The sequence below is a fragment of the Mucilaginibacter sp. P4_D1 genome (assembly GCF_056401935.1).
The window spans coordinates 72,305-84,284 of record NZ_JBFUIJ010000014.1 but is presented as its reverse complement, the minus strand read 5'-3'; the positions used below and the strand labels follow the sequence as shown (position 1 = coordinate 84,284).

At 45.3% G+C, this 11,980-nt stretch carries 6 protein-coding genes; 3 read left to right on the top strand and 3 right to left on the bottom strand.

Going from position 1 to position 11,980, the window contains the following annotated elements; all coding sequences use genetic code 11:
- Positions 1–49 precede the first annotated feature (49 nt).
- The 3 genes from AC1DV1_RS14515 (at position 50) to AC1DV1_RS14505 (ending at position 5,328) form a co-directional block, all read left to right on the top strand.
- A complete protein-coding gene (locus tag AC1DV1_RS14515; protein ID WP_477360341.1) occupies positions 50–1,990 on the top strand; it encodes a glycoside hydrolase family 97 protein in 1,941 nt (646 codons plus the stop codon).
- A gap of 969 nt (positions 1,991–2,959) precedes the next feature.
- Positions 2,960–4,078, top strand: a complete 1,119-nt coding sequence (locus AC1DV1_RS14510) for an alpha/beta hydrolase-fold protein (protein WP_477360339.1) — start codon at positions 2,960–2,962, stop codon at positions 4,076–4,078.
- A gap of 62 nt (positions 4,079–4,140) precedes the next feature.
- Complete coding sequence (locus AC1DV1_RS14505; RefSeq protein WP_477360337.1) at positions 4,141–5,328, top strand: alpha/beta hydrolase-fold protein; 1,188 nt, start codon at positions 4,141–4,143, stop codon at positions 5,326–5,328.
- A 449-nt stretch (positions 5,329–5,777) separates the two neighbouring features.
- On the opposite strand, the gene AC1DV1_RS14500 is transcribed toward AC1DV1_RS14505, so the two are convergent.
- The 3 genes from AC1DV1_RS14500 to AC1DV1_RS14490 form a co-directional block, all read right to left on the bottom strand.
- Positions 5,778–7,289 (bottom strand): SusD/RagB family nutrient-binding outer membrane lipoprotein, encoded by a 1,512-nt coding sequence (locus AC1DV1_RS14500; RefSeq protein WP_477360335.1) that lies wholly within the window; start codon positions 7,287–7,289, stop codon positions 5,778–5,780.
- 12 nt (positions 7,290–7,301) lie between these two features.
- Complete coding sequence (locus tag AC1DV1_RS14495; protein WP_477360333.1) at positions 7,302–10,460, bottom strand: SusC/RagA family TonB-linked outer membrane protein; 3,159 nt, start codon at positions 10,458–10,460, stop codon at positions 7,302–7,304.
- Between the two features lie 188 nt (positions 10,461–10,648).
- Positions 10,649–11,965 carry a gluconate:H+ symporter gene (locus AC1DV1_RS14490; protein WP_477360331.1) on the bottom strand — a complete coding sequence of 439 codons (1,317 nt, stop codon included), beginning with the start codon at positions 11,963–11,965 and terminating at the stop codon, positions 10,649–10,651.
- Positions 11,966–11,980: the final 15 nt, after the last annotated feature.

Below are 11,980 nucleotides of genomic sequence, written 5' to 3'. Positions count from 1 at the left end.
TGCAACAAGTTTTTTCTGCTTACAATCTCCTTTTACATCCATATATAAAATGAAATTCCTTAAAACCATTATCATTGGGGTTCTTATCATGGCTTTTTTCAAAGAGGCCTTATACGCCCAGAAGCTTACGCTTCAATCACCAAATAAAAAAACAACCATTGAACTGTTCAATCAGCAAAACGGCAATGCCGGCGAATGGTATTTGAAAGTATTATATACCGAAGATGCAGTAACTACAGAATCCATATCGAGAATAGACTTAGGGCTAGTTCGGGCCGACCAGGCGTTTTCTAAAGAGTTAACTTTTCTTAAATCAAGCAGGCCATTATTAATAAACGAACATTACACGTCGGTGCACGGAAAACGGTCAGTAAGGAACAATACCGCCAACGAAATAATTGCATCGTTCCGAAATCCTAATAAGGCAAAAATAAACCTCATTATACGGGCCTATAATGACGGTGTTGCCTTCCGCTATGAATTTCCGGATGGGCAAGATACTGTTACCATAAAGGATGAATTAACCGCCTTCACAATCTCAAAGGAAACCAGCCGCTGGATGGAAAAATGGAATGCCGCTAACGAAGGGTATTACACTCCTATGAGTGATGATAAGGTGCAACAGCAGGAATGGAGTTACCCCGCCTTGTTTAATACAAAAAATAAGGCGTGTTGGTTTTTACTGCACGAAGCCGACCTCGACCGTAACTATTGCGGAACCAAATTGAGCAACACCCTTGATGCAACAAAATACAAACTTACATTTCCCGACCCACGTGATGGCCGCGGGACAGGCACGTCAGAACCAACCATTAATTCCCCCTGGAAATCGCCCTGGCGTGTAGTAATCATGGGGACATTGCAGGATATAGTTGCATCAACGCTAATAGATGATCTATCTGCCCCGTCGGTAATAAAGAACACCGATTGGATAAAACCCGGGCCGGTATCATGGAATTATTGGTCAAGCAACCATGGTACAAAGGATTACAAAATAGTAACGCGTTTTGCAGACCTGGCCGCAGATATGAACTGGCCATACACTTTATTAGATTGGGAATGGGACGGAATGGGCAATGGCGGAAATTTGGAAGACGCGCTAAATTATATACATGCAAAAGGTATAAAACCGCTCATGTGGTATAATTCGGGGGGTAACCATACTTATGTACCCTCTACCCCAAAAGATCGCATGCTGACGCATGAAAGCCGAGTTGTAGAATTCACAAAACTTAAAAAACTAGGTGTAGTCGGCGTTAAAATAGATTTCTTTGAAAGCGAAAAGCAAAATATGATAGCGTATTATCTGGATATTTTGAATGATGCCGCCCAATTCCAGATGATGGTTTATTTTCATGGCTGCCTGGTTCCGCGCGGATGGGCACGAACTTATCCCAACCTGATGACCTATGAAGCTGTACGCGGAGCAGAATGGTACAACAATACCCCTGATTTTACTATGGCTGCACCCGAACACAACGCTATACTACCCTTTACCCGTAATGTAGTGGGTTCGATGGATTATACCCCCGTTACATTTACAAACTCCCAATATCCCCACGTAACCTCTTACGGGCATGAACTGGCGCTAAGTGTATTGTTTGAATCGGCATTGCAACACCTTGCCGACCGGCCAGAAGGTTACTATGCATTGCCCGATGCTCCAAAGACATTTTTGCGCGAGCTGCCTACTTCCTGGGACGACACTAAGTTATTAGACGGGTATCCGGGTAAAGACGTAATGCTGGCCCGCCGCAAAGGCAATGAATGGTACATAGCCGGCATAAACGCCGAATTGCGAGAAAAAAAGAAAAGCGTAAAGCTCGACTTTTTAGCCGATAACGTAAAATATAGGTTAACATTAATTACCGATGGCGTACACGATAAAGAGTTTTATACCCAGCATTTATTGGTAGATAAGACAACTTCCATTGATGTAAAAATGTTACGCAGAGGTGGTTTTGCAGCGGTTATGAAACCTGCATTGTAAGGCTTGAAATTAATAGCTTAGCCGCGCGTTGCATCACTGCACGCTAAAACTTAAGAGAAAGTTAAAAAACGATATAAAAAAGAGGTGCCGGTGAACTTAAGCCGGCCGGCACCTCCTTTTTACTTAAGAATTACAGGTTCAATCAGCTTCGCCCGGTACCTGATATAATATCCATTTTAGAAATATACGACTGCGTTATAGGTTTTTTGGCACTGGAGATGCTGGTCGAACAACAAAGAGGGCCTGCTGCAACCAATTGCACTGATGCCTTGGTCTCGCCTTCCTGCACAAGGCTCCAGGCCTCAGGGTATTTGGATTATCCTTAATACCTGGTTCCTGATCAACTCCCCTATAAGCCGCCGTCGTGAGAATGGTTGATTTCTTCGGTCATCAGCCCATACAGCCGCTTGCTAACAGCTACGTAGGGGGCTGGTTAAATTAAGCGTTGATTTAAGATTTTGCGCTACTAAATTGGGGGCGCAAATAAAATATACATAAGATTAAAGTGGTGCATAGCTTTATCATAATTGGCCTTTTTTGATTTATTAAATGTTTTTTATACACTTAAAATTTAAATTGATTTTTAAATTAGCAATCGATTGTTGGAGATATTATATAATATTGCTCTACAAAAATGACGATGAAAAAGAAGTCGACACACACATTGCTTACACTAATGACAATAAAAGAGGTATTTTAATCAATTATAGCCATTAAAATCATTTTCATAATTAAATATTGTACAATGTATTTGACATCGCCGAATGCATTGTACAATAAAATGGAACGATTTAAGTACTAAGAATGGAAGATCCAGGGCAAATTTCCTGCGTACGTAACAAAATGCTTACCGTCCTGAAAAAAATCAATAATTGATTGTTATTTATACAATTAATTGGTAAAATTGATTACTGTAATCTTACGGTAAAAACCACCCAGGCACCAATTTATAAACTTAATTATCAAACCATGAACTTGAAATGTTTAGCTATCATTTTAGTCGCCACATTGGCAACGGGCATTTGCAATGCCCAAACTAATCAACCTGTAGTACTGGACGACTTTAAACCATCTGCCGTTAATCAACCAGGGCAAGAATACCCGCAGGTAAACTCGCAAGGTTATGCCCGATTCCGCATAACGGCTCCACAAGCCGATAGCGTAAAGGTTAGCCTTGGCCTTGGCGGCCGCGGTGGAACCAGGCTTACCAAAGGGGCGGATGGCTTTTTCACCGGTACCACCGAAGGGCCGATGGACGAGGGCTTTCACTATTATCACCTTACCATTGATGGCGGCGTTTTCAATGATCCGGGCGCATTAAATTTTTATGGCTCTACACGTTGGGAAAGCGGTATAGAGATTCCTGCACACGACAAGGATTTTTACGCGCTTAAGGATGTACCTCACGGCAATGTGCAGCAAATACTTTTCCCATCTAAAAGCACCGGCACCTCGCGCAGGGCTTTTGTTTACACCCCTCCCGATTACGGAAAAGATAAATCTAAGCGCTACCCCGTGCTATACCTGCAGCATGGCTGGGGAGAAGACGAAACCGCCTGGAGCAATCAGGGGCACGCTAACTTAATTATGGACAACCTGATTGCTGAAGGAAAGACAAAACCCTTCATTATTGTAATGACCTACGGCATGACCAACGAGATAAAATTCGGCGGGATGAGAAACTTTAAGATAGATCCATTTCAAACGGTGCTGACTGATGAGCTTATACCGTTTGTAGATGCGAATTTTCGCACAGTTGCCGATAAGGCACACAGGGCCATGGCGGGCTTATCAATGGGAGGCATGGAAACGCATACCATTACGCTAAACAAACCCGATTTTTTTGATTACTACGCGTTGCTTAGCGGTGGCGTTTATTCGCCCACCGAAATGGCCGGCAAAACTAAGCCTAAACTTATTTTCATTAGCTGTGGCAGCAAGGAAAACGCAACCGGCGTAAAAAAAGCAGCTGATGCGCTAAAAGATGCCGGCTATAACGCAGTTTCTTTTATTTCTGAAAATACCGCACATGAGTTTTTGACCTGGCGCCGAAGCTTGCACGAACTAGCACCGATGCTATTTAACTAATTAACTATGGCCTTATTATAAGGTACTTAAATTAAGGCAGCAATGTCACAAAAATCAAAAACGTGAAAAAAGTTCCTTTATACTATAAAATAGCCATCCTACTAATAGCTGCCGCCTTTCGCGGCAGCATCGGTAGGGCGCAAGCAGGCAAAGCTGTGCTTGTTGAAGATTTTAAACCAGCAACCTGCAACCAACCGGGCAAGCAATACCCGCAGGTAAATAGCCAGGCCAGGGTACGGGCAAGCATTTCTGCCCCGCAGGCAACAAAAGTACAGTTAGATTTAGGCGGTAAAAAGTACGATTTGGTTAAGGATGATAAAGGCGTTTGGTCGGGCGAATCGCTCCCTCAGGATGAGGGTTTTCATTATTACCAGCTTAATATCGACGGTGCTTCGGTTCCGGATCCGGGGAGCCTTTACTTTTACGGTTCCGGCCGGCTGGGAAGCGGCATTGAAATTCCCGCAAGCGACGGCGATTTTTATGCATTAAAATACCTACCGCACGGGCTTGTTAGTGAAAACATTTACTTCTCCAAACTAACCAATACATGGAGACGCTGTTTTGTATATACACCAGCCGGTTATAACCAAAATACTAAAACCCGTTACCCGGTCTTGTACCTGCAGCATGGAAGTTTTGAAGATGAAACCGGCTGGGCCACTCAGGGAAAAGCAAACCTGATACTGGATAATCTGATTGCCGATAAAAAGGCAGTACCGATGATTGTTGTGATGGATAATGGATATGCAAATAAACCTGTAACAGGCACGGTTGATAATAATGGCCGCCCTGTTTCGATATTTGAAGAGGTAATGATCAATGAAATTATCCCGATGATCGACACAAAATTCCGAACGATTGCCAACCGCGAGCACAGGGCGATAGCCGGCCTATCTATGGGCGCAAACCAAACCATGCGTATTATCATGAACAACCTGGATAAGTTCTCGGCCATAGGAGGGTTTAGCGGTACGCCAAACTATCCAAGCGCAGAAGTTCTTGACCCCAACACTTTCCTGGATGGGAAGTTTAAAGACGGTTCGGCAATAAATAAGCAGCTTAAAGTGTTGTGGCTGAGCTGGGGTTCAAAGGAGCCCAACCCTTTCCCGGGGTCTATTGGCGCGTTCCGAACTATGTTGGATAAACAGGGTATCAAGTATTTGCAATATGAATCGCCTGGAACAGCGCATGAATGGCAAACCTGGCGCCGTAGCCTTAAGGGCTATGCATCACTGCTTTTTAAAAACTAAGGGGTGGCATCTTTTGGGATTGCTGCTCAAAGGTTAATTTGCTTTGCAGCCGCCAAGAGGCTGTATCATAAATAAAACGGAAGCCGCGAAAATTGCCTATATGAAAACGTTCTCCGTCACCTACCCTAATAAATTAAACAAAAAGAGGCTGTTCTAATACTTATGAGACAGCCTCTTTTGTGTAATATCGCCACACATTGGTTGCATTCTTACATTAACTCTTCCGAGTATGTTCGCCTATCCATGTAGGCCTGCGAAACCGCTCCTCATACAACGCGTAAAATGTTGCCTTATGCTTCTCTCTTTCTGCGGGGATACTGCTGCACCAGATCATACAGGCGGCCGCGTTTTATTATCCTGTTTTGCCGGCAATTTAGTTGAGAATAAAAGGCCCCGGAGCCAGCAGGCTCCAGGGCGTAGAAAGAACAATAATCAAGGGGTACAAGTATCTATTTATCCCAAAACACAGGAGTATCCAAGTCATCTGCACCTATGCTGGCTACAGCAGCCCTATAGTTATTGGCATTTATGGCCGACTCCGTTTGCGGATAAGTGTACCTGCGCACAAAACTGCCTTTTATTTGCTTGCCGGGGTAACTATTTGGCGCCAGTGCCGGGAATCCGCTCCGCCTGAAATTGGCCCATGCTTCTGCACCATTACCGAACGAGTTTATCCAATATTGGGTATTGATGAGCCGTAGAGCGTTTGCATCAGAATATGCATTCAGTGGGTTATTCAGGTAAGCATCTTCGGTGCTGCCGGGTATTACTGCAGCAGCATCATAAGCGGCAAACTGATCCATAGCAGCTTTAACTCCATTGTTATAAAACGTGCTTGTGGTGCCCGAAATGTAGCCTTTAAAGGCTGCCTCGGCCAATAGTAATTGCGTTTGCGCATAAGTAATAAAAAACTGCGGCGCGGTTATTTTGCCGAATACGCTGTAATTAACCTGCGAATATTTAAAACCAGACCCACTACCGCCGCGAAAACCGGGTGCTGATGGCAGCGTGCCGCTATCATACCCTATTGGCATGCCAAATTGGTTAGCTGATGCTGTATCAGGTGCCAGCGATAAGGCTTTTCCAGGATCTGCGTAAACAGCCGATATATATTTCAGCCTTGGATCGCCGGTTGATTTCATCTGCGTAACGAAAGGCTCGGCAAGATAATAGGTATTGGTTAACTGCTGAATTTGCTGAGTAACCGGGTTTGGGTAAGTGTTGTTATACTTAAGGTAACAGTTATCGGCGTTAGATTGCATAACACCGCCGGTAAAGGCCGCCTGTACGATGGTTTTTGCTTTCGCGGCGTCGGCCTTAGAATAGCGCATGCCGATACGCAACAACAAGGAATAACCCAGGCGTTTCCATTGTGGAATGTTCCCGCCATAAAACACGTCACCCTTTACTACGTCCTTTGCAGGATCCAGGGCTGCGGTGGCTGTAGTTATTTCGTTAACCAGGTCGGCATAAATATCTTGCTGCTTATCGTATTTAGGTAAAAATACAGTATTTAGGTACGCTTGCCCTGCCTGCCCATATGGCACATCGCCATAGGTATCTACCAGCATCATATAATTGTAAGCACGCCATATCCTGGCCTGGTTATACAAATTAGCTTTCGATGCATCGCCTTTTGTAGCAAACAATACCTGCTCAATCAGTTTTATGCTGTTTGGGTAAGCATTATTCCAGCGTAGCACGGTATAGGTTTGGTTCAATACGTTAAAGTTGAACGCCGATGTAACGCCTCCGAAAGGGTCGATAAATTGCTGAACCACGGTTGCTTCCGTTTCCATAAGTGAGGAATAGGTTAGTACCTCTGCGTTGGAAAACAAAAACGTAGGGTCGAGGCTGGTTGGGTTGTTGGGGTTAACGTTCAACTCTTTGAACCCCTTATCGCAACTTACTGCAGTACACAGGCAAGCGGCGGATAATATGATTTTTATATACTTCTTCATGATGGTACGCTTTTAAAATTTGACGTTAAGGTTGAATCCGTAGGTCCTTGTGGTAGGTGTTGAGCTTTGCTCGTAACCGGTAAGGATATCGCCACTTGATGATATCGCTTCCGGATCAAGGTTTGCCAGGTACTTTTTGATGATAAGCACGTTATGGCATACAGCAGAAACTACGAGGCCTTTGATAAATTTGGTTTTCACCATCTTAGAAAAATCGTAGCTTAACGACACGTTCCTCAATTTGATGAAATCTGATTTATAAATAAACGGGTCCAGGATACCCTGCGAACGATAGTTGGCATAAAAATCTTCGGCGTTTACTGCGGTAGTATTTGGCGAACCATCCGCGTTCACCCCATCAAACTTCACACCGCCTTCCCTGCCTATCAACGATTCCTTCGATAAGCCTTCCCGCAGGAAATTCAGGTTAGAACTTGACAGGATTTTCCCGCCGAATTTATAATCGATGTGGGCCATCAGTGTAAACTTCTTATAAGTAAAAGTATTTACCCAACCGCCGGTGGTTTTGGGCAACGCACTGCCAAAAAGCTTTTGAGAAGTACTCGCTATTGGCTTCCCGCCAGAAAGGATAATGTTACCGTTGGCGTCCCGGCGGTAAGTTGCGCCTTGTATCTGGTTCAGCGGAAGGCCAACCTGATCCACAATAGAGCCGAAGAACTCCCCGGTACCCAACGTTAGTTGATTTTGACCGTTTGCCAGCGCCAACACTTTAGAGGTATTAAAGGCCGTATTAAAGGCCGAACGCCAGGTAAAGTTGTTCTGTTTGATAGGAATTAACTCTAGTTGGAACTCTAAACCCCGATTTTGCAATTCGCCAAGGTTTACGATGGTGCCTGTATAGCCCGATGCGTTGGAAATAGCCACGCTTAAAATTTGATTTGTGGTGTGTTTATCATAAGCGGCTACATCAAGGTTAACGCGGCTGTTGAACATGCGCAATTCAAGGCCTATTTCTTTTTCCTTTACGCTGTAAGGCTTGATATCCTGATTTGGCGTAGTGGTATTATTGATACTGCCAAGCGGAATGCCGTTGAAAGCATTTTGGGAAAGTGCATATGTAAGCGAGTTGCTGTACGGACCGATACCATTGGCGCTGCCCACATTGGCATAAGTAGCCCTTAACTTACCGAACGACAACCATGAAGGCGGCGTTTTAAACATTTCAGAAAAAACGAAGCTACCGCTTACAGAAGGATAGAAATAGTGGTTATGGTCTGGGCTTAATACCGAAAACCAGTCGTTTCGGCCGGTTACGTTCACAAACAGATAAGACTTATAGCCAAACTCGGCAGTACCATAAAGCGAGTTTACGGTTGATTTAGAAATACCGTAGGTTGATGTGTTGGTTACTCCATTACCCAAGGTATAAAAATCCCTTACGTAAAAGTTTGTTGCAGTTACGTTATAGCCCTTGGAAGAAGAAGGGAAAGTATTCCCGCCCACGGTGGCGTCAAAAGAAAAGTCGCCCCATTTGTGGCCGCCTCCCAGCAGGAAGTCGGCGTTTAGTGCGCGGTAAGAATTGTCGTTTGAGTTATAACTGCCATTGTAAAGGCCGGATGGTGCCGCAGCATTTGCCAACGTACCGGTAGGGGCATTTTGTTCGAAGAACGACGTGCTGTACTCCATGTTTACACGACCCTGAAGGTAAAGCCAATCAAAAAACTGGTAGCGCAGCGTTGCCGTGCCCAAAAGGTGGTCTCGGGTTTGTTTGGTAAACTGTTTGGCCATTATCCAGTATGGGTTGGTAAGCGTAGTGAAACGCGATGTGGGCGTTTCGTTACCATTGGCATCAACCGCAGCTGCTTTCAAAACATCCAAGCCAACCGAGTTAGAATAACGGTACATATAGTTAGTGACCGATGAACCCTGGATTCCGATTACGGGTGGGTTGTTGTTATTCTCGTGGTCGTAATTCACGTAAACCTGCGCCGATAATTTCGGGGTGAAATTATAATTCAGCCCAAGGTTGAATATTTTTTTGTGGTAATCGTTGTTGGGTACGATACCCTGCGCGTCCTGGTTAGAATATGCGAACCTGAAGCTCCCTTTGTCGTTACCGCCCGAAAATGCGATGGTATTGGTCCATGCATTGGCAAGCCTGAAGAATTTGCTTATGCGGTCTTTTTCCGGCGCATAGGGGCGTTGCACGCCATCAAACTGGTAGGTAAGTGCGTCATCGAATTTCTCCCCAAAGCTCCATGCTCCCGAGCTTTGGGCCTGGCCTTGTGTTTTAGGACGTACGTTATTTTCGCCTTGCCCGTATTCGTACTGAAAGTCGGTAAAATCGAGCGCCTGGTTCTGGGTAAAGTTGGAGGTAAACTCGATGCCGATACCTGCATTTTTATTGCCGCTTTTGGTGGTAATGATGATTGCGCCATTGCTGGCCCGCGAACCATAAAGCGCCGCAGCGGTGGCTCCCTTTAATACCGTCATCGATTCGATATCGTCAGGGTTGATCTGTTGCATATTATCGCCCAAATCTACTGATTGCGTGTAACCGTTGGTGCTTGATGGGCTTTGCGATAAAGGCAAGCCATTTAGTACAATCAGTGGTGCATTATCGCCCTGGAAAGCCGATTGCCCGCGCAGCCTGATTTTTGTACTTCCGCCCGGGCCGCTTGCCGGCGGTGAAATATCAAGGCCGGCCACCTTGCCTTCAAGCGAATTTACAAAGTTTGTACTACGGTTGGTGGTTATCTCGCCCACGCGCACATTTTCTGCGGCGTAACCCAGTTTCTTCGATTCGCGCTTGATACCCAGGGCTGTTACGATAATCTCATTAAGGGCATTCGGCTTCGGTTCCAGCGAAATATTGATAACGCTTCGGCCGTTCAATGGCTCGGTTTTGGAGATATAGCCGATATAGCTGAAAAACAATACCGCATTGTCGCCAGATGCTTGTATGCGGTAATTACCATTGGCATCCGTCATTACGCCTATAGTGGTGCCTTTTTCGCTTACGCTAACGCCCACAAGCGGTGCTCCTTTTTCGTCGAGCACTTTACCCGTTACGGTTTGGACGCTTATCTCTTTAAACAAGCGGGGATTACCGGTTTCCCCCGCTTTTACGTCCATCGTAAAAATGAGTGTCGAAACAACACTTATCAAAACGGACAGCATCATACCGGATGCCTGAATCTTTTTTTTCATAATTTTAGGTTGGTTTAATTGGTATATCCTGTATTTAAATCGCTTCACAAAATTGGCGATCGTGAAACGGCTGGCTTTTGGGCGGCGGATTGCTGCCCTTTTTCTGATTTATAGTATTTCTCTCTTCATAATTTAAGCAGGGGTTTATGGTTTTTAATTAATTCTATTCATTTGTTAGCCATTTAATTTTACGAAAATCGATTCAACAATAACACGCCGGCAAGGCCAATTACCGATACCAGGCTTTCCATAACTGTCCATGAACGCAAGGTTTCTTTTACCGATAACCCAAAGTATTCTTTGCAGAGCCAGAAGGCAGTATCGTTTACATGCGAACCGAACAGGCTGCCGGCGCCGATGGACAACACCAGCAAATTGGTATTGATACCAGCATGCTGGGTAATGGGGAATAAAACCCCTGCTGCCGTTACGCCCGCCACGGTGGCCGAACCAAGGCAAAGCCGTAAACAGGCGGTTGCCAGCCAGGCAAGCAATAAAGGCGGCATGGCCGTGTGCACCAGCATAAGGGCAAGCGCATCGTTTAACCGGCTATCAACAAAAACTTGCTTTAGTGCCCCGGCACTGCCTATAATGAGCAGTACCATGGCTATTTCTTTTACTGCGCTGCCGTAGGCCCCCATAATTTGCGCAATGGGTTTCCCTTTACTTAGCCCGAGCGTATAAGTGGCAATGATGATGGTTAATAACATGGCAAACACAGGTTCGCCCAGCCATTGCGATATTGTTTTAATAAACGGGGCCTGCCCCAAAAGCACTGGCAGCAAATAGGCCAGGCAAATAAGCATTACCGGCAAAAGCGACGACAGGATACTGTTAACAATTCCGGGTAATTCTTCATCAGGCAACATGGCAGGGGCGTTAGCAAAACTCAACCCACCAGGCCCGATATTTTTAAGCGTGTTTGCAAATATTGGCCCGGCTATAAGTATAGCAGGTAGAGCAATTATCAACCCGTAGCCGAACGTTTTAATGATATCGGCATGAAAAACGCTGATAAGGGTCATGGGCGACGGATGCGGGGGCAAAAAGCCATGCATTACCGATAAGGCTGTAAGCATAGGCATGCCTACGTATAGCAAGGGCAGGCGATAGCTATAAGCAACCGAGAAAATAATAGGCAACAATAGTATGAAGCCAACGTTGTAATATAAAGGGATCCCCACAACAAAGCCAGTTAGTGCCATGGCATAGGTAACATACTTAGCGCCAAACAGGGCATGCATAAAATTGGCTATGCGCTGGGCGGCGCCGCTTTCGGCAACCAGTTTGCCCAGCATGGCGCCTAATACGATGATGATAGCAACGGATCCCAAAGTATCGCCCAGCCCTTTATTTATAGAGGCGATTACTGCTGCGAACGGCATACCGAACAGGCAGCCTGCCAATACCGCAACCATGAGGAAGGCGAGGAACGCATTAATCTTTGCCCAGGTTATGAGCGTTGCAAGCAATAGTATACAGAAGATGGGTACAAATATCATCATTGCTAATCGGCTCAA

Excerpts from the sequence above, each read along its gene's own strand:
- AC1DV1_RS14515 (WP_477360341.1), top strand. The coding sequence starts at position 50 with ATGAAATTCCTTAAAACCATTATCATTGGGGTTCTTATCATGGCTTTT.
- AC1DV1_RS14510 (WP_477360339.1), top strand. The coding sequence starts at position 2,960 with ATGAACTTGAAATGTTTAGCTATCATTTTAGTCGCCACATTGGCAACG.
- AC1DV1_RS14500 (WP_477360335.1), bottom strand. The coding sequence starts at position 7,289 with ATGAAGAAGTATATAAAAATCATATTATCCGCCGCTTGCCTGTGTACT.
- AC1DV1_RS14495 (WP_477360333.1), bottom strand. The coding sequence starts at position 10,460 with ATGAAAAAAAAGATTCAGGCATCCGGTATGATGCTGTCCGTTTTGATA.
- AC1DV1_RS14490 (WP_477360331.1), bottom strand. The coding sequence starts at position 11,965 with ATGATGATATTTGTACCCATCTTCTGTATACTATTGCTTGCAACGCTC.